The 17,455-nt window shown below is 59.5% G+C and carries 13 protein-coding genes and 2 pseudogenes; 4 read left to right on the forward strand and 11 right to left on the reverse strand.

What is annotated here, in order from left to right:
- Nucleotides 1-4 precede the first annotated feature (4 nt).
- Both OLZ32_RS36990 and OLZ32_RS36995 read left to right on the forward strand, forming a co-directional pair.
- A complete protein-coding gene (locus tag OLZ32_RS36990; RefSeq protein ID WP_264425333.1) occupies nucleotides 5-1,084 on the forward strand; it encodes a tartrate dehydrogenase in 1,080 nt (359 codons plus the stop codon).
- 261 nt (nucleotides 1,085-1,345) lie between these two features.
- Nucleotides 1,346-2,032, forward strand: a complete 687-nt coding sequence (locus tag OLZ32_RS36995; protein ID WP_264425335.1) for an aspartate/glutamate racemase family protein — start codon at nucleotides 1,346-1,348, stop codon at nucleotides 2,030-2,032.
- Nucleotides 2,033-3,111: 1,079 nt separating this feature from the next.
- On the opposite strand, the gene OLZ32_RS37000 is transcribed toward OLZ32_RS36995, so the two are convergent.
- A complete protein-coding gene (locus tag OLZ32_RS37000) occupies nucleotides 3,112-3,585 on the reverse strand; it encodes a transposase (protein WP_264425338.1) in 474 nt (157 codons plus the stop codon).
- Between the two features lie 297 nt (nucleotides 3,586-3,882).
- On the opposite strand from OLZ32_RS37000, the gene OLZ32_RS37005 reads away from it, so the two are divergent.
- Nucleotides 3,883-4,416: a DUF4334 domain-containing protein gene (locus tag OLZ32_RS37005; protein WP_264425340.1), complete on the forward strand. Its 534-nt coding sequence runs from the start codon at nucleotides 3,883-3,885 to the stop codon at nucleotides 4,414-4,416.
- Between the two features lie 193 nt (nucleotides 4,417-4,609).
- On the opposite strand, the pseudogene OLZ32_RS37010 reads toward OLZ32_RS37005, so the two are convergent.
- From OLZ32_RS37010 to alr, 4 genes and pseudogenes are all read right to left on the reverse strand, one after another.
- Nucleotides 4,610-6,083 (reverse strand): annotated as a pseudogene (locus OLZ32_RS37010) (NAD-dependent succinate-semialdehyde dehydrogenase).
- 125 nt (nucleotides 6,084-6,208) lie between these two features.
- Entirely contained in the window at nucleotides 6,209-6,589 is a 381-nt protein-coding gene (locus tag OLZ32_RS37015) for a RidA family protein (RefSeq protein WP_264425342.1), read from the reverse strand.
- A gap of 36 nt (nucleotides 6,590-6,625) precedes the next feature.
- Nucleotides 6,626-7,876, reverse strand: a complete 1,251-nt coding sequence (locus OLZ32_RS37020; protein WP_264425345.1) for a D-amino acid dehydrogenase — start codon at nucleotides 7,874-7,876, stop codon at nucleotides 6,626-6,628.
- Between the two features lie 39 nt (nucleotides 7,877-7,915).
- Nucleotides 7,916-9,044: pseudogene (gene alr / locus OLZ32_RS37025) on the reverse strand (alanine racemase).
- A gap of 124 nt (nucleotides 9,045-9,168) precedes the next feature.
- Between alr and OLZ32_RS37030 the strand changes: the two are divergent.
- Nucleotides 9,169-9,633 carry an Lrp/AsnC family transcriptional regulator gene (locus tag OLZ32_RS37030; protein WP_264425346.1) on the forward strand — a complete coding sequence of 155 codons (465 nt, stop codon included), beginning with the start codon at nucleotides 9,169-9,171 and terminating at the stop codon, nucleotides 9,631-9,633.
- Nucleotides 9,634-9,916: 283 nt separating this feature from the next.
- On the opposite strand, the gene OLZ32_RS37035 is transcribed toward OLZ32_RS37030, so the two are convergent.
- The 6 genes from OLZ32_RS37035 to OLZ32_RS37060 all read right to left on the reverse strand — a co-directional run bounded on the left by OLZ32_RS37035 (nucleotide 9,917) and on the right by OLZ32_RS37060 (nucleotide 17,043).
- On the reverse strand, nucleotides 9,917-11,293 hold the full coding sequence (locus OLZ32_RS37035) for a CapA family protein (RefSeq protein WP_264425348.1): 1,377 nt from the start codon (nucleotides 11,291-11,293) through the stop codon (nucleotides 9,917-9,919).
- Between the two features lie 263 nt (nucleotides 11,294-11,556).
- Nucleotides 11,557-12,576: an ABC transporter ATP-binding protein gene (locus OLZ32_RS37040; protein ID WP_264425351.1), complete on the reverse strand. Its 1,020-nt coding sequence runs from the start codon at nucleotides 12,574-12,576 to the stop codon at nucleotides 11,557-11,559.
- Nucleotides 12,573-13,622 (reverse strand): ABC transporter ATP-binding protein, encoded by a 1,050-nt coding sequence (locus OLZ32_RS37045; protein WP_264425354.1) that lies wholly within the window; start codon nucleotides 13,620-13,622, stop codon nucleotides 12,573-12,575. Before OLZ32_RS37045 ends, OLZ32_RS37040 begins: the two co-directional genes overlap by 4 nt.
- Before the next feature lies 1 nt (nucleotide 13,623).
- Nucleotides 13,624-14,505 carry an ABC transporter permease gene (locus tag OLZ32_RS37050; RefSeq protein ID WP_264425356.1) on the reverse strand — a complete coding sequence of 294 codons (882 nt, stop codon included), beginning with the start codon at nucleotides 14,503-14,505 and terminating at the stop codon, nucleotides 13,624-13,626.
- Between the two features lies 1 nt (nucleotide 14,506).
- Nucleotides 14,507-15,448, reverse strand: a complete 942-nt coding sequence (locus OLZ32_RS37055; RefSeq protein WP_264425358.1) for an ABC transporter permease — start codon at nucleotides 15,446-15,448, stop codon at nucleotides 14,507-14,509.
- Entirely contained in the window at nucleotides 15,448-17,043 is a 1,596-nt protein-coding gene (locus OLZ32_RS37060) for an ABC transporter substrate-binding protein (protein WP_264425360.1), read from the reverse strand. The genes OLZ32_RS37055 and OLZ32_RS37060 overlap by 1 nt, the downstream gene beginning before the upstream one ends.
- Between the last annotated feature and the right edge of the window lie 412 nt (nucleotides 17,044-17,455).

Raw genomic sequence — 17,455 nt, forward strand, 5'->3', positions numbered from 1 at the left:
TATCGTGAAGACGTACAAGATTGCTGTCATTCCCGGCGACGGTATAGGCGTAGAGGTTATCAACGCTGCGTGGAATGTCCTACGAGTTGCCGCTGACCATTTTGGATTCGCCCTCGATAGTACCGAGCTCGACTGGTCATGCAACTATTACCTGAAACACGGTAGGATGATGCCGGAAGATGGCATCGAGCAGTTGCGAGAGTTTGATGCCATCCTCCTAGGCGCTGTGGGCTGGCCAGATAGCGTACCAGATTCTGTATCGCTCCATGGTTTGTTATTGCCCATCCGAAAGGCATTCGATCTTTACGCAAACGTACGCCCGCACCGCCTCTTGGCCGGTGTTCTCGGACCGTTGCGGACGCCCGATTTCGATATTCTCTGCATTCGAGAGAACACAGAAGGCGAATATTGCGGTGCGGGCGGCCGCCTTCATCAAGGAACACCCGAAGAGGTCGCTGTCGAAACAGCAATCTTCACCCGCCGCGGCGTCGAGCGCATACTTCGTTTTGGATTTGAGCAAGCAAGGCGACGGCGAGGGAGACTTGCGTCCGTCACAAAATCAAATGCGCAGAAGTTTACGATGGTATTATGGGATGAAGTAACGGAGACGGTTTCCTGCGATTACCCCGACGTAGAGGTAACTCGGTATCATGTCGATGCCGTCGCGGCACGATTTATCATGCAGCCGGACTCATTGGATGTCGTGGTGGCGTCCAACTTGTTTGGTGATATCCTCACTGATATCGGGGCGGCGATTCAAGGTGGCCTAGGCTTTGCCGCCTCAGCAAACCTAAATCCTGCAGGTCGGGGGCCATCCATGTTCGAACCGGTCCATGGCTCTGCCCCAGATTTGGCCGGTCATGGCAAGGCCAACCCTCTGGCTGCGCTTTGGTCCGGAGCTCTAATGCTAGAACATTTAGGGGAGTACTTAGGTTCTCGGGCAATCCTCGAAGCAATGGAAAAGGTGACTGCTGCAGGTGACGTGAAAACGCCAGATCTTGGAGGCACGGCTGCAACTAACGATGTGGCGAACGCAGTCATCGCTCAAATGCGAGTTTCGCGATTAGAACACCTGTCGTCATGAACTGAAGAGAGGCGCAGATATTGGGCCGTTGTGCTCGATATTGCTGAGCTATCGTGTTCGGGATGGTGATGTCGCGTAATGCGATGTCAACTGTGAGGCTCAAGGATAACCAATAAACATTCCTTCCAGCCGAGTATTGACGGACGTTGTTACCGCAGAAGGTAGCGCGGTTCCGGAAGGGAACGCAGGTTTGGGGAAGCAGTGCTTGCTGCTCTGCCTCCAGACATTGCCGTGTCTGAAGATTGCAAAAGGAGGACAAAGATGATTGGCAAAACCCTCGGCATTTTGGAGCTTGAAAATAAGCCGATGGAGCACCCTGGGGCTCTTTCGGCGCCTGGAACGTTTCCGTTTCCGGTGAGGCGGTTAACGGTTCCCGGAGCAACGACTCGAAACGTTGTCGATGGCGATCCATCCGTGAAAGACGCCTACATTAGAAGCGCGCGCCAGTTGGAAGATGAAGGTGTCGCAGCCATTATCGCAAATTGCGGCTTTAGCGCGGTGTTCCAAGCTGAGGTATCGGCGGCAGTTTCGGTACCAGTTGCTCTTTCAAGCCTTTTGCTTGTGCCTCTTGTAGCCAAGACACTGCCGCCTGGGCGGAAAGTTGGCATCGTAACTTATGACGCCAGCAAGTTGAAAGAAGATCACTTTCGCGCCGCAGGATGGTCGTCAAGGGAAATAGACGTTGCCATTGCGGGAATTGAAGGCTCGGAGTCGTGGCACCAGTTCGCGAAGCCAGTTCCTGTTATCCCGCAAGCCTTGCTCATAAACGATGTGATGGCAGCGGCAACATCCCTCATCAAGACGGAGCCCGACGTTGCAGCCTTGGTGTTCGAATGCGCAGGCTTTCCGCTTACGGCGGAACCGGTGCGGATTGGCACGGGACTGCCTGTAGCTGACTATGTCAGCTTGGCAAAAATGATCATTGAGATGAGTCCGCCGGTCTCCTAAACTCGGTGGGTTGCCTAGCGCAAAGCGCCTGTTTATGGGGAACCGTGATTGAGTAGCGTGACCGGTGTTCACGGGGGCTGAGAACCACACCATGGTTTGCGTGAAAGTTTGTTGAAGCCAATCTCGTTGTTTACCTATCGCGGTGGCGACGTTGTCGAGGCGGCGATATATTCGCTCGCTCGATCAAGAATGATGCGACGTTGAAAGGCCTTGGAGAAGAACGTCGAATGCAATCGGTTTTCCCGACATAGAAGTCTCGATACCGTGCGATGGAGCGGAATTGGCAAAGCCTCGCGGCACTACGAATCTAATCTCTCAGTTGATCCGACAGGATATGGAGCTTGTGGCGGTGATCAGTTCGAGCCGCCAAATCGTGGATTAGTCGAGGGGAGGCGCGCCAGCATTTCTCGAAGCTGAGCATTTTCCACTTGGAGGCGAGAGCGCCACACAGCCTTCAGGCGGCGGTTTTCGGTCTCCAGCGCTTCCAGGTCATCGGGGCCGGCTTTCCCTGCTTGCGCGGCAGGGTCGGACTTCGCCGTCGTTTTCCTCGCGAGCCTTGTGACTTTCGAAGCCGCGCGGCGCCCCACGGGGGCAGCGTGATCTGTCTGCTCTTGTGCGGACACTGATACCGGTACCACCGATGCGTCTTCCGTCTCCCCGGTGTCTCGTCCGCGTCGGCCGGCGGTGTTGGCACCACGCCTATCGCTGGATCGCCAGAAGGTGCCGCAGGCAGTTGATCGCTCGGCATGTCGATCGTCTCGAGGATCCTGGCGGCTGGCCGGACCGGAACCAGCGATGACCGTTCCGCTGCGCGCTCCGCGTCGGTTTCCCCGCCGGCGTTCGGCAGATCGGATTCCACCGCACGAGTGATGGCCTGGAGATCGGTGTCACCCCAGATTGAGGCGCTTGTCCCTTTTGCCTGAGGTCGGCTCGACTTGAATTCGACAACGAAGTTTCGTCGTGCTTTCATGCAAATGCATATCCGAAGAAAAGGAGGTTGGTCCCCGGCAAAGCGGGATCGGCCGGAGAGATAAGCGAGAGCGCGCGCTATTGCAACGCGGGCGCCATGGCCCAGCGGTTCAATCCAAACCGAGCCGTTTGCGAAGCTCGGCGTTTTCGGCGCGCAGCTTTTCCGCGAGCTGAATGCGCAGCAGCTTGTTTTCTTCCTCAAGCGCGATCAGGTCCGCCAGCGTGTCAACGACGGCGCTGGCTTCGGCTTTGGCTTTTGGCTCCATCGCCGCGCCGGCGGCGCGTTTCCACTGATAGAAGGTCTGCTCGGAAATGCCCGCTTCCTTGATTGCCGCCTTCAGGGTTTCGCCCTCCGACGCACGCGTCTCGATCTGTGCAAGCTTTTCGGCCCGTTCGGTATCGGAATAGCGCCGCGGTTTTGCCTTGCCGGAAACGGGCTCCATAGTCTTGGCCCTTGATAGAGGAGCCCCGCTCTTCCCGTTCGCCGAGGACCCCCGCTTCCTGGAAGCAGGTGCGGTTCCATCGCTCTCGGTCTCGGTCACGGTCATAGGCTGTGGCTGTTCGAGGTTTTCTTCGTCCGCCATGGTAAGCTCCCGGTTGGAGACCTCTTTTCAATCGGTTGAAGCGGCGAGTCAACAGGTGGTGGTTTGGATTCCGCATCGACAGGATCTGACCGGTACCAGCAAGACTTGCCGAATGGCGTCCCACGGAGGGCTGATGCATGTTTCGCAGGAGGTATTTCGTGTTGATGGTTCGATGGACCGGAGATGACGTAGAACCCGAACGGTGCGTGCCGGCCCGTGCGAGAGCTTGCAGGCGAGACGCATGGCTCGCGATGATCATTCTCCGGGCAGGGCAAGGCAAAAGATGGAGCAGGACGATTGCGCGAGACACGGCCACGAACCGCGATAGAGATCTTTGACGCCCTCGAACCCGTCGACCCGAAGGAGATGATCGGGCTTTGGACGGGCAGGTCTGTTCCGTCCGGTCATCCCTTCGACGGAGTGCTCGAAAACCTCGGCTGGTTTGGAAAGCGGTTCACCGTCGACCTGCGCGCCGACGCGCTGTTGTTCCACGCCGGCGGCCAGCGCCTGATACCCATATACCCAGGCTGGATCCCGCTCCGAGTGGCGCTGCGGTTCCACAGGCTTGGGCGTACCCGGGCCGCGGGCAATCTGTTCTCATATCTGGTGGGCAGGCTGCGCGCGAAGGGACCGGTGGCGTCTTTGCGACCCCTCCCGTTTCGCGGCGTTTCGAGCGCGGCGATGATCTATGACGCCCAGCCGATCACCGATCATTTCCGCAGGCTCGATCATGACCGGCTGATGGGGGCGATGACCATCACGGAGGATGAGCGCATCTATTTCTTTGAACTCGAGAGGGTGGATGAAGCGCAAGATCCCTCGGCGACGTAAGCGCGATTCCGGCGAAACTGACCCGCCCCTCCAAAAGGCGCCGTGCCTTCACATCTATTACCCACCACCCGTCTTAGATGACCGCTTGATGCGAGCCGGCTATCGGCCGCGCGCAGTCGTCCGGGTTGAACAGGGCGTTCCCCGAAAGGGTCGAGTGCCCTGTTCGTATAGCGGCCGTGCTCGGGGCTGCCGGCTAAAGCCCGCCCATGCAGAGGTACTTCATCTCGAGATAGTCCTCGAGGCCGTGCCGAGATCCCTCGCGGCCGATGCCCGACTGCTTGACGCCGCCGAAGGGCGCGGCCTCGGAGGACATGCGTCCGGTGTTGATGCCGACCATGCCATATTCAAGCGCTTCGGCAACGCCAGACCCGCTTGAGATTGGAGGCGTAGAAATAGGCCGCAAGGCCGTAGATGGTGTCGTTCGCCGCGCGCACCACCTCGTCTGGATCGTCGAAGCGGATGATTGGCGCCAGCGGCCCGAAAGTCTCCTCCCGGGCGATCCGCATGGTCGCTGTCACCTCGGTGATCACCGTCGGCTCGAAGAACGTCCCGGATTGACCGATCCGGTTGCCGCCGCAACTGATGGTCCCACCCTTCTGCACGGCATCGCCGACATGGGCTTCGATCTTTGCAAGAGCCTGGGCATCGATCAGCGGTCCGATCGCGGCATCCGGCTCGAAGCCGTCGCCGACGCGCAAGGCCCGCACCTTCTCGGCAAACTTTTCGGCAAACTCGTCGTACATACTGGCATGGACGTAGAGCCGGTTGGCGGACACACAGGTCTGGCCACCATTGCGGAATTTTGCCTGGATTGCGCCATCGACGGCGTCATCTACGTCCGCGTCGTCGAAAACGATGAACGGGGCGTTGCCGCCAAGTTCGAAGCTGACCTTCTTGATCTGGTCGGAACACTGTCGCGTCAGCAGCCGACCGACTTCGGTCGAACCGGTGAAGCTGATCTTGCGAACCTTGGGATTGCTGCAGAGTTCGCGGCCGACCGCGTCACCTTCCGAGGCATAGATCAGGTTGAGGACGCCGTCGGGAAAACCTGCCAGCCGGGCAAGCGCGAACATGGCGCCGGCGACGAGCGGCGTTTGCTCCGCGGGTTTGAGGACGACGGTGCAGCCGGCTGCAAGGGCTGGCGAGATCTTGCGGGCTACCATCGACGCGGGAAAATTCCAGGGGGTGATTGCACCGACCACGCCGATCGGCTGCTTGATCACCAGCATGCGGCGATCGTTGGACGGCGCCGAGATCGTCTCGCCATAGATGCGATTGGCTTCCTCGGCATACCATTGCAGATAGGCCGCGGCATGGGCGATTTCGGATTTCGCCTCGGCGAGCGGTTTGCCCATCTCGGCCGTGAGAATGGCCGCGAGATCGTCGCTGTGGTCGAGAATCAGTTGGTGCCATCGCCATAAGGCATCTGAGCGCTCGCGAGCCGGGAGGCCCGCCCAAGGCTCTCTCGCGGCGTCAGCCCGATCGGTGGCCGCGGCAACGTCCGCCGCCCCCATGTCCGGCAGCTCTGCCAGGAGCTCGCCGGTGGAGGGATTGAAAACCGGGAAGCACCTGGCACCTTCTGCTGCGGTCAGGTCGGCAACGGATGCCAGGTCGGCGAACAGTTCGGGCTTGTTGAGATGCCTGGTCAACAACTGCGAAAGCGTCAACGGTGATCCTCCTCGTGGTTCGAAACATGCCGCAATCTATAGCCAGTCGTTCTCAAAACGGCAGCACCGGAGCGAGCCTTCCGATCGCTCCGGTCACTGAACATGAATAGCGGACTGCCGGTCGATCAGCCGACGGCGATGACCGCTTCGATCTCGACCTTGGCGCCCTTCGGCAGGGCCTTGACCTCGTAGCAGGCGCGGGCGGGATAAGGCGTCGTGAAGAACCCGGCATAGACGCGGTTGACCTCCGCGAAAGCACCAAGGTCGGTCAAGAGCACCGTGGTCTTCACCGTCTTCGACAGCTCGGTGCCAGCTTCCCTTGCGATGGCGGCCATGTTCTTGAGGCACTGCTCGGCCTGCTCGACGGCATTGGCGGAGTTGAATTCACCGGTTGCGGGATCGATCGGCAATTGTCCGGAGACGAACAGCAGATTGCCGACCTTGATGGCCTGGGAGTAGGGGCCGACAGCGCCCGGTGCATCAGCAGTGGAAATAGCGGTAATCAATTCAGGTCCTCCTTGGTTGAAACTGTCGAGATTGTGTCAGGCGTAGCGGGCGACCGCCAGCTCGGTGGCGTCGATCTCCGGCTTGCGACCGCTGACGAGATCGCTGATCACCCGGGCTGAGCCAGTGCTCATCGTCCAGCCAAGGGTGCCGTGGCCGGTGTTGAGATAGAGGCCGCCGATCTTCGTCGGGCCGATCACCGGCGTGCCGTCCGGCGTCATCGGTCTCAGCCCCGACCAGAAAGTCGCCCGGGAAACGTCGCCGCCCGGAAAGAGGTCGGTGACGGAGTGCTCGAGCGTGCGCCGGCGGGCTTGACCGAGATCGTTGGTATAGCCGGAAATCTCCGCCATGCCGCCGACCCGGATGCGGTCGCCAAGCCGGGTGATCGCGATCTTATAGGTTTCGTCCATGACAGTCGATTTCGGCGCGCGAGAGGCGTCGGTAATCGGGATCGTCAGCGAATAGCCCTTGACCGGATAGACCGGCAGCTTGATGCCGTAGCGCTCAAGGAAGACCGGCGAATGGCTGCCGAGCGCTACCACGACCGCGTCCGCCGCGATCCGCTCGCGATCGGTGACGACGCCGCGCATCTTGGCATCTTCGACGTCGAGCCGCTTGACCGCCGTGTTATAGACGAAGCGGACGCCGATCTCCCCGGCTTTGGCGGCCAGCGAATTGGTGAACTTGAAGCAGTCGCCGGTTTCGTCCTTCGGGGTCAGAAGACCGCCGACGATCTTGTCACGGACATGGGCGAGCGCCGGCTCGACCCGCACGCAGCCATCCCGGTCCAGCACCTCATAGGGAACGCCGTCGGCGGCCAGCGCCTTTACGTCCTTTGCGGAGGCATCGAGCTGCTGCGCGGTCCTAAAGAGCTGCACCGTGCCCTGCATGCCTTCGTCATAGGATAGACCGGTTTCAGAGCGCAGTTCGGCGAGCGCGATGCGGCTGTAGTTCGCCAGGCGCAGCATCCGGCTCTTGTTGACCGCATAGCGCTCCGAGGTGCAGTTCGACAGCATCCTGAGCAACCAGGCGAGCATGGCGGCATCGAATTTGGGCCGCAGGATCAGCGGTGCGTGCTCCATGAACAGCCACTTCAACGCCTTCATGGGAATGCCCGGTGCTGCCCATGGCGAGCAATAGCCGAAGGAGACCTGGCCGGCATTGGCAAAGCTCGTCTCCAGCGCCGGACCCGGCTGACGATCGATGACCGTGACCTCATGACCTGCTTTCGCCAATTGATAGGCGGATGTGACCCCGACGATGCCGGACCCGAGAACAACAACTTTCATGATTTCCTCAAATGTGGAGGGCAGCAAGGGCCTTCAGCGCTACTGCCGATGGTAACGATGACCGAGACCGGTCAGGATTTCGTACGAGATGGTCCCGGCGTCGCGGGCGATGTCCTCGAGCGTCTGGTGTGGGCCGATGACCTCGACGAGGCTGCCAAGTGTAAGCGCGCCTTCGGGCAGGGCGGAGACATCGACTGTGATGCTGTCCATGGATACGCGGCCGACGATCGGCAGGCGGGTTCCCTGATAGTAGACAGCGCCGCGTCCGCTTAGGCTTCGCGGCAGGCCGTCGGCATAGCCGGCAGCGATGGTCGCAAGCCGAGCTTCTCCCTGAGTGACATGGGCGCCGCCGTAACCGGACCTTGGTGCCCGCCGGAACAGTGCGGGTCTGCACGACGGCGACATCGAGGCTGACCACCGGCTCCATCGGGTTCGGCACGCCTGCGGTCGGCGCGCCGCCATAGAGCGCGACACCAGGACGGGCCAGCACCCCGTGATAGGCCTCGCCGAGGAACACGCCGCCGGAATTGGCGAAGGAGATGTCGAAGCCGGCGAATTCGTCGGCAATCCGGCGCATCTCGGCGAGTTGTTCCGTGTTCTGCGCATCACCCGGTTCATCCGCCGCGGCGAGATGGCTCATGATGAACAGCACTTCGATATCGCCGTTGTCGCCAAGCGACCTCGCTAGGGCCGACCGCTCCTGCGGCGGAAAACCAAGCCGCGACATGCCGGTGTCGAACTGCAGCACGGCGGGCAGGGCACGCTTCAGCGCGCGAGCTGCCATGGACCATGACTTAAACTGATCCAGTGAATTGAGAACCGGGATGATGCCACCGTTGGCACAGGCTAACTCGTTGCCAGGTTGCAGCCCGTTGAGGACGAAGATCTGTGCGTTGGCCCGCAGCATTGGTCTCAGTTTCACGGCTTCGACAAACTGCGCCACGAAGAAGTGCCGGCAGCCTCTCTCGTAGAGCGTCCTTGCGACGCGTTCCGCACCGAGGCCATATGCGTCCGCCTTCACGACAGCAGCGGCACGACCAGGGGCCAGCATCGCGGCAAGCTTCTCGTAATTGCGGCCAAGCGCGACAAGATCGATCGTCAGATAGCCCGTCGCTGCGGCAACTGATGTGCTGGTGTTCACACGATGTAGTGAAATGGCGCTGCTCATCTTCGGCTCCCTGGACGGACACGAAGATATGAAATAATCAGCGAATTTGCTGCCATTCGGTGCTCGACGTGTGCGTAGTGCAGCTTAGGTTTGCACAAACGTTCAAATATTGGACGATTCTGCCATGGCCGCTTTAGACAACATCGACCGCAATATTTTGAGGCTGCTGAGGGTCAATGCCCGCACGAGCAATGCAAAACTGGCAACTGAAGTGGGACTGTCGCCGTCCGCCTGCCTGCGGCGCATCAAGATCATGGAGAAGGTGGGCGTGATCCGCGGCTACACGGCACTGGTCGATACCCTCAACGCAGATGCGACGATCGCGGTGATCATCAACATCACGCTGGAGCGGCAGACGGAGGACTATCTTGACCGGTTCGAGGCTGCGGTTCGAAAATACCCCGAAATACGAGAGTGCTACCTGATGACCGGGGGCTCCGATTACATGCTGCGTGTAGACGTGGCGAACGCTGGCGAATTCGAGCGCATCCACAAGGAGGTCCTGTCTAAGCTGCCGGGTGTCCTGAGGATCCACTCGAGTTTCTCGATCCGGAGTGTCCTGGCGTCAAGGGTCAGAGGGACGCTATGACGCGCTCGTATCGTCCGAACGGACACTGTGCAATACCGCGCGACTTGAACGGCTCTGTCGCACGGCTGCGTACCGCGTCCCAAGATCAGTGTGCTGCTTTTCGCACGCACCGGTTTTCCTTTCGCCACAACTGTTCTGCGCCGCATGACAGCTTGGCCAGTCTACGATATCGCGGAATTTTGTCGTGTGAGGTTGATGGCTACTTCGGTAAGTTCGGGACGCGCAAAGCTTCGCCGCTTCGGAAACTCTCCGAAGAGGCGCGGCAAAAAGGCGAACATCGGTCTCACGACAGCCTGATAACGCCAACGTTATTCTCAATCACGATTTCCGTTCCGAACGGCTCCGAGAGCTTCTGAAGGCGTTCCAGAATAGATATTGCCAATGGCGGGGCAGCGAAGCTTGGAACGCCCCTGTTGGCGAACCTCTTGGAGTGGCCAAGGTCTAGGGGATGGAGTCGCAATTCAACGAGCTGATTTTGCTCAAAACGGCTGACGGTGACGATGCTCTCGTAGAAGACCGGGTCTGAAAATCCCGCATCCGTCTCGTACCCTCGCGCCATCTCTGCCAGCGTTACCTCCGCATCCGTGTCGGTCCGCGGATCCTTATCGTAAGCCGCGAACATGTCAGCGCCGACTGGCGTCCGGAGGTCGTCCATTATGAAGTTTCCGATGCTGTAAAGGATCGGTCTGCCTTTGTAGATTTCGATACCTCTAAGTTGATGCGGCCCATGCACAATATAGGCGTCGGCGCCGGCATCGATCATCTTTCGCCCAAAAGCTTGCTCGTAATCAGGCGTCTGCTGGCACCAGTTTCCAGGCTCATGCCCGTGGTTGGTGACTATGCAGAAGTCTGAGAATTGCTTACCCTGACGCACATCGCGAAGAATGCGGGCGACGTCCGCCGGGTCGGGCAGGTAGCTGTAGCCAACCTCGTCGCCCGCCTTGAATCTGGCCCCGGCTATCGTGATGCAGTCCGGATCGCCATGGGCGGGATTGTAATACGGCAGAGCATCCCGCACTTGTCGCAGATTCTCGAGCATCGGCTGTGGAACCGTGATGTCTTCGCGCAGTCGGAGGGGATTGAGGCCTGGTCTGCCCGACGTTCCACCGGCCGGATCGCACGCACGCGACATCGGTGTGAACGTGGAGGCAAACGACACTAAGGCGACCCGTCCGCGCGGCGTTTCCAGGTATCGAGCAGCACTGGCCTGCGAAAGGTTTTCGCCAACACCGGCATAGACAATCCCGTTTTGATCGAGCGCCCTGCAGGTTTCGCGCATACCCTCGGCACCCCATTCAAACGTGTGGTTGTTCGCGTAGCTTACCAGGTTGAAACCCATCATCTTCAAGTCAGGCCCGAGTTCCGGAACGCTGACATGATAGGCACCGCCATGTTCGGCTTGCGGGCTTCCGCTGAACGACCGGGCGTCAAAGATATTGGTTTCCATGTTGCCGAAAGTGACATCGGCATCCCGAAGAATTTCGACTACGGGGGCAAGTCCGGGATGATTCCCCTTAGTAAGCGCACGCGCTACGATCAGATCGCCAACCGCCACCAATGTAAAACCGTCTGCAACATTCGTATCGAGCGCGCCAATGGTGTCATATGTACCAATATGCTCGACGGAACTAGATCCGCTGCCTTGCCTCTGCCGCTCCATAGACGAACTCCACTCCATAATGCTATTTTAAGAACCCGAAGAGATGGGCGTATCTTCCTCATGAGCCAGATCGGCTCGGATTTTCCGGGACGATATGATCGACCCTGCCAACTAGTCGATTTCGCACCGCCGCAACCGCAAGCGTCAGTTCAAAATACCCTGCCATTTTGCAACAAGCGAACAAGTGCCGACCTTTGCGGGTAAGTGATTGGTTCGTTGGCCGCCACTCCGCATCGGGCGGGGCGCCTGGCATGAGGTACGCGTTATCGATCTGTGCCACTGGCATTTTCGAAATCAGCGGATACGCCCTCGGCCGGAGCGCGTACATGACAGGCGACGATGCGTCCATCGGTCGTCGGCGTCAATTTGGGCACTTCCACTCGACAGCGCTCTTCTGCGAGAGGGCAGCGCGGGTGGAACGCACAGCCGCTCGGCGGGTTCACCGGGCTCGGCACCTCGCCTTCCACCGGAACGTCCGCGCGCACCTGTGTAGGATCGGGAATCGGAGCCGCGGCAATCAACGCTTCGGTGTAAGGATGGATAGGCTTGGCGAACAGCGCCTCGCAAGTCGCGAGCTCGACGATGCGGCCGAGATACATGACCGCTACGCGATGGCCGATATGCTCCACGACGCCGAGGTCATGCGAGATGAAGACGAAGGCGATGCCTGTTTGCTCCTGAAGGTCCATGAGCAGGTTGAGGATCTGCGCCTGCACGGAGACATCGAGAGCCGAGACCGCCTCGTCGGCGATGATGATTGATGGTTTGAGGGACAACGCTCGCGCAATCCCGAGCCGCTGGCGCTGGCCGCCCGACAACTCCGATGGGAGCCTGTGCATGATCTCGGGCGCAAGGCCCACTTTCTGGAGGAGCTCCGCCGCAAGCGCTTCGCGCTGCTTGCGGCTCAGACGTTCGAAGTTCTCAACCGGTTCTGTGATGATCTGACCGGCCGTCAGCCGTGGATTCAGCGACGAGTACGGATCCTGAAACACCATCTGCATCCGCCGGCGCCAATCCCGAAGCTCCTTCTTGTTGAGACTTGCAATATCGGTTCCTTCGAGCAGCACACGGCCATCCGTCGGGTCCACGAGCCGCATCAACAGCCGTGCGACTGTCGATTTCCCGCATCCGGATTCGCCGACAATGCAGAGCGTTTCGCCTGCGTTAACGGAAAAGGAGACGTCCTCGACCGCTCGCACGACCAAGGGATCTCTATTGAAGATTCCCCCACCGAGCGGATAGTGCTTGACCAGCTTCTCGACTTGCAACAACGGACTGCTCATGCGCTCACTCCCTCCTCTGCATGCCAGCATGCAGCCGCATGATCCGCGCCGTAGTCCTCAAGAACCGGCGCCTTTTCCCGGCAAACTTCGGACGCGAACGGACAACGCGGCGCAAAGCTGCACCCGACAATGGGCTCTCGCAGGCTCGGCACGATGCCAGGAATTTCCGGCAGTCGGCGCTCCTTCCCGCGTCGTCTGTCGGGGACCGAGCGCATGAGAGCCTTTGTGTAGGGATGCATGGGTCGCGCGAATAGATCCGTCACGCTCGCCTGCTCGACGATCCGGCCGGCATACATCACGATCACCCGCTGACAGGTCTCGGCGACGACGCCGAGGTCATGGGTGATGAACATCACCGCAGTTCCTGTGCGCTCCTTCAGATCGACAATCAACTTGAGGATCTGCGCCTGGATGGTGACATCCAGCGCCGTCGTCGGTTCGTCGGCGATCAGGAGTTCAGGTGAACAGGCAAGCGCCATGGCGATCATGGCACGCTGGCGCATGCCGCCCGACATTTCGTGGGGATAATTGTGAACCCGCCTTTCGGGGTCCGCAATGCGGACGAGGCGCAGCATCTCTGCGGCCTTTGCCAAGGCCTCGGAACGAGAGGCGCCGGTGTGGATTTCCACTGCTTCCGCAATCTGGCGACCGACCGTGTAGACCGGGTTGAGGCTCGTCATGGGATCCTGGAAAATCATGGCGATCTTATCGCCCCGGATCTTGCGCATTTCCCGCTCGGAAAGATCAAGGAGGTTGCGACCCTGAAAGCGAACTTCGCCGCCCACTGTCTTGGCCGATAACTTGGGCAAGAGGCGCATGATGGATAGCGCCGTCACGCTTTTGCCGCAGCCGGATTCGCCGACAACCCCGAGCGTCTCACCTTTCTTCACTTGGAAACTGACCCCGCCGAGAGCGCGGGTGACGCTCTCATCACCGAAGAAGTGGGTCTCGAGATCTCGGACATCCAAAAGCAGGTCATTCTCGATGGTCTTATCCTCCCGAACATCCTCAGTTACTCTTTCCTCCTTGGAGACTCGCATCAGCATCTCAACGCCTCCGGTTCGCACGCGGATCGAACAAATCGCGCAGGCCATCGCCGAACAGATTGACCGCCAAGACCGTGACGGCGAGAAAGATGCCTGGAGCGAAGATCGTCAACGGCGCGGACGCGAGATAAACACGCGAACTGGAGATCATATTGCCCCAACTCGGGATCTCGGGTGGTACGCCAACGCCGAGAAAGCTCAACCCGGCCTCGGTCATGATCGCATCCGCGCAGACGATGGCGCTCTGGACCATGAGGGGCGGAATTGTGCTCGGAAGAACATGCCGCCACAGAACCTTCGGCAGCCGCGCACCACCGCAAACCGCAGCCTCCACATAAGGACGCTCCCGCACGCTCAGCACCACCGAGCGCACCAGCCGGGTCACGCTTGGCGTCTGGGGAAGTGTGACGGCGACGATGAGGATGCCAATCCCGGGACCAGTCAGTGAGATGAGGGCGATTGCCAGTAGAATTGTCGGGATCGACATCAAGGCGTCCATGACTCGCATGATGACGTTGTCGAACCTGCGCACGTAGCCTGCGACCACACCGATCAGCAGCCCGGCACAGGCCGCCAAGAGTGCCGATATCAGACCGACCATCAAAGAGATGCGTGCCCCGTAGATGGTTCGGGCGAAGACGTCCCGACCCAGGTTGTCGGTCCCGAACCAGTGTTCGGATGACGGCGGCTGCAGGCGGACGAAGGGGTCCATATTCCGCGGATCGCCGGCGTAAAACGGAGCAGCGAGCGCCAAGAGGATCAGCAGGAGTAGGAGGCCGCCGCCGATAAGGACCAAGGGATGCCGCCTTGTGAGGCGGGCAAGACTCGACGGTCCAACTCGGCTGGTCGGCACGGAGTGAATATTTGCGGAAGAGAGTGTCATATCAGTACCGTATGCGCGGGTCGATGAGGGTATAGGTCAGATCGACGGCGAGATTGATGAGGACGTAGAGGCCTGAAGTAAGGATGAGCACGCTCTGGATGATCGGATAGTCCCGGTTGTTGATCGCGTCGACCACCAGGCGCCCAACACCGGGAATGTTGAAGACGGTCTCGGTCAAGACGACCCCACCGATCAGATAGGCGAAGCTGACACCGATCACAGTGAGGATCGGCACGCCGGCATTCTTCAGGGCATGGTGAAACAGCATGGCATAGGACGAGGCGCCCTTGGCGGCCGCGGTGCGCATGTAGTCCTCGGTTAGTACCTCGAGCATGCTAGTCCGCGCGATCCGTGCGACGAAAGCGATGTAGGGCACGCTCAGGGTCGTCGTCGGCAGGATCAGATGTATAAACCAGCGGCCGAGCCCCTCACCGATCGGCGCGTATCCCTGGACCGGCAGCCACCCGGTACTGATGGCCAGCAGGTAGACGAGGAAGTAGCCGATGACGAACACCGGGACCGAATAACCGAAGGCTGAAAAGACTAGGAGCAACCGGTCGGCGAGACCGCCAGCGCGCCACGCGGCCAGGATGCCGAAGGACACCCCGACCGTTACCGAAAGAGCCAAGGTCAGGATCGAAAGGGAAATTGTCGGCTCCAGCCGCTGCGCGAGGAGCTCGAGGACGGGGCGGCCCGAGAAGATCGACGTGCCGAAATCACCATGCAGCATAGAAGAGAGCCAGTGGAGGAACTGAGCCGGCAGGGGTTCGTTCAATCCCAGATGCTCCCGAATGCCGGCAATGACCTCTTCGGTTGCGTTCCGCCCGGCCATGAGCACCGCCGGATCGCCCGGCGCCAGCCGGATCAGAAGAAAGACAAAGATCCCGACCATCGCCATAACGGCGATGGCCGAAACCATCCTGCGAAGGATGTAAGTACCCATCACGCTTGGCTCTCGTGCATGTTCCACATTATGACTTCTGACGATGGCGAATTGATCATGTCCACCAATGAAGTCCTGCGCGCTGCAGGAGCCAGCGTCTGGCAAAGGTAAACAACGCCAACGTAGTCCCACCAAATGCGCTGCATCTCACGAGCCAACTCTTTCCGCTCTTCGAGGGTTTCAATGTCAGGCCATTTGGCTCGAAGCGCTTCATATTCGTCGTTCTTCGGCCAGCCGTACCAACCGTTATCGCCGTCCATGACGAAAATTGACCAAGTAAGCGGATCGCGCATACTGAAATCCGTAGTGGTGGTGATGAAGATGCTCCAGCCGCCGTCTTCCACCGGCTCCTTTTTGCCTCGGCGTACGGCCAACTCACTCCAGGTCATCGGCGCAAGTTCGGCATTGATCCCGGCCTTCTGCATGACATTGGCGAGGAGCTGCGAGGCCAATTCGCATTCGGGCCAATCTGTTGGGTCAAGAATGACGACTTTCTCGCCGGAATATCCGGACTCCGCAATCAGTTGCTTCGCTCTCTCAAGGTTGCCGCCCTCCTTGAACCAGTCCGTACTCACGTCGTTGGTGTATGGGGAGCCAGATCCGAACATCGATGTCACGGTTCGGCCGAACGCCCGATCGGGGGCCAATACGCTCAAAAATGCAGTCTGATCGATCAGGTGAAGTAACGCTTGGCGCATCTTGATATTATCGAAGGGCGGTTGCAGGTAATTCAACCGCACAACCCAGTCAACGCCGTTTTTGCCCATCGTGTCGAGCGCGAGGTGGGGATCGCTTTTGATCGCGGGATAAAGGTCGGCTACCGGCAGCCACCAGAAATCGACTTCCCCCGCCTGCAGCGCCGCTAGCGCGGTCTGCGCGTCCGTAATGTTCTCCCATATGATCTGATTGACTTTCACGACCTTGCCACCGGCGAAGCCGTTGGCTGGCTCGTCGCGGGGCACATACTTTTCGTTGCGGTCGTAGACGACGCGGGAGCCAGGTCGGGTGAGGCCTGCGTTGTATTTGAACGGCCCCGACCCAATGTTCGTCTTAACTTGCTCAGTTGCCGCAAGTTTCGCGTCCTGTTCGCGCATCATAAATAGCGGCTGCCCGGGAGACGCCAAGATGTCGAGAACCAAAGCAAAGGGTTCCTTGAGTGTAATTGTGAATGCTTTGTCGTCCGTTGCCTCAACGGCCACGGCTCGCTCCAGAAGCAGCTTGCCGGGAGCAACAGCCTCTCCCCAACGGCGGATCGACGCTACGCAATCTTTTGCTGTAACGACAGTGCCGTCGTGCCAGTGCAAGCCGTCACGAAGCTCAAATTTGTAGGTCTTCTTGTCGTCAGACAAATCCCAATTGCCGACCATCTGAGGTTGCGGCCGGAGATCGGCATCAACCGAAAACAGAGTGTCGTATATGGCAAGACCATGTATCTGCACGACATCCGCTGTTGTGAAGACCGGATCAAAGATCTGGAGGTCTTGCATAATCATTCGAACTGTTTGTTTATTTTGCGCGCGCAACGACCACGGGGCGGCCAACACTGCCCCGCCGGCCAAAGTGGACTGCATCAAAGCGCGTCGTGTGATTATCATGTCAATTCCCCTGTTTTTCTGAATGTTCTGAACAACTGCAATGCTTCCTAGGTGGCACGAAAGGTTGCCAGATGTCTCAAGTCGGCCAGCCTGCACAAAGACGGTTCCTGTGCAGTCAAGGCTTGAGCATTTAAACGCACCCTCCGAACATCCTAAGAGTAAGCTGTCTCCTAAGCCGGATTCCGGCTAAGGCGACAGCCGATTGCACAAATCCTGCAAATGTGCGGCAGAAAGCCGCGCAATTGTGCATTATTACCGACTACATCACCAGTGACGTGGCCGTTAGCGATGCCTTGCACAAACGCATCCTGGACCATATCGCTTTAGCGCCGGCATGGACATGAATTATCGATCAGCCACGCCTGCCAGAAGGAGCGCTGCGTTGTTTGCGGCGTCATAGGCTGGCAATCCA

Origin of the sequence: Rhizobium acaciae (assembly GCF_025941625.1) — a bacterium.
GTDB classification, from domain to species: domain Bacteria; phylum Pseudomonadota; class Alphaproteobacteria; order Rhizobiales; family Rhizobiaceae; genus Rhizobium; species Rhizobium acaciae.

Coding starts and splice junctions, on each gene's coding strand:
- OLZ32_RS37040 (WP_264425351.1), bottom strand. CDS start 12,576: ATGAGCAGTCCGTTGTTGCAAGTCGAGAAGCTGGTCAAGCACTATCCG.
- OLZ32_RS37060 (WP_264425360.1), bottom strand. CDS start 17,043: ATGATAATCACACGACGCGCTTTGATGCAGTCCACTTTGGCCGGCGGG.
- OLZ32_RS36995 (WP_264425335.1), top strand. CDS start 1,346: ATGATTGGCAAAACCCTCGGCATTTTGGAGCTTGAAAATAAGCCGATG.
- OLZ32_RS37000 (WP_264425338.1), bottom strand. CDS start 3,585: ATGGCGGACGAAGAAAACCTCGAACAGCCACAGCCTATGACCGTGACC.
- OLZ32_RS37030 (WP_264425346.1), top strand. CDS start 9,169: ATGGCCGCTTTAGACAACATCGACCGCAATATTTTGAGGCTGCTGAGG.
- OLZ32_RS37055 (WP_264425358.1), bottom strand. CDS start 15,448: ATGGGTACTTACATCCTTCGCAGGATGGTTTCGGCCATCGCCGTTATG.
- OLZ32_RS37035 (WP_264425348.1), bottom strand. CDS start 11,293: ATGGAGCGGCAGAGGCAAGGCAGCGGATCTAGTTCCGTCGAGCATATT.
- OLZ32_RS37045 (WP_264425354.1), bottom strand. CDS start 13,622: ATGCTGATGCGAGTCTCCAAGGAGGAAAGAGTAACTGAGGATGTTCGG.
- OLZ32_RS37020 (WP_264425345.1), bottom strand. CDS start 7,876: ATGAAAGTTGTTGTTCTCGGGTCCGGCATCGTCGGGGTCACATCCGCC.
- OLZ32_RS37050 (WP_264425356.1), bottom strand. CDS start 14,505: ATGACACTCTCTTCCGCAAATATTCACTCCGTGCCGACCAGCCGAGTT.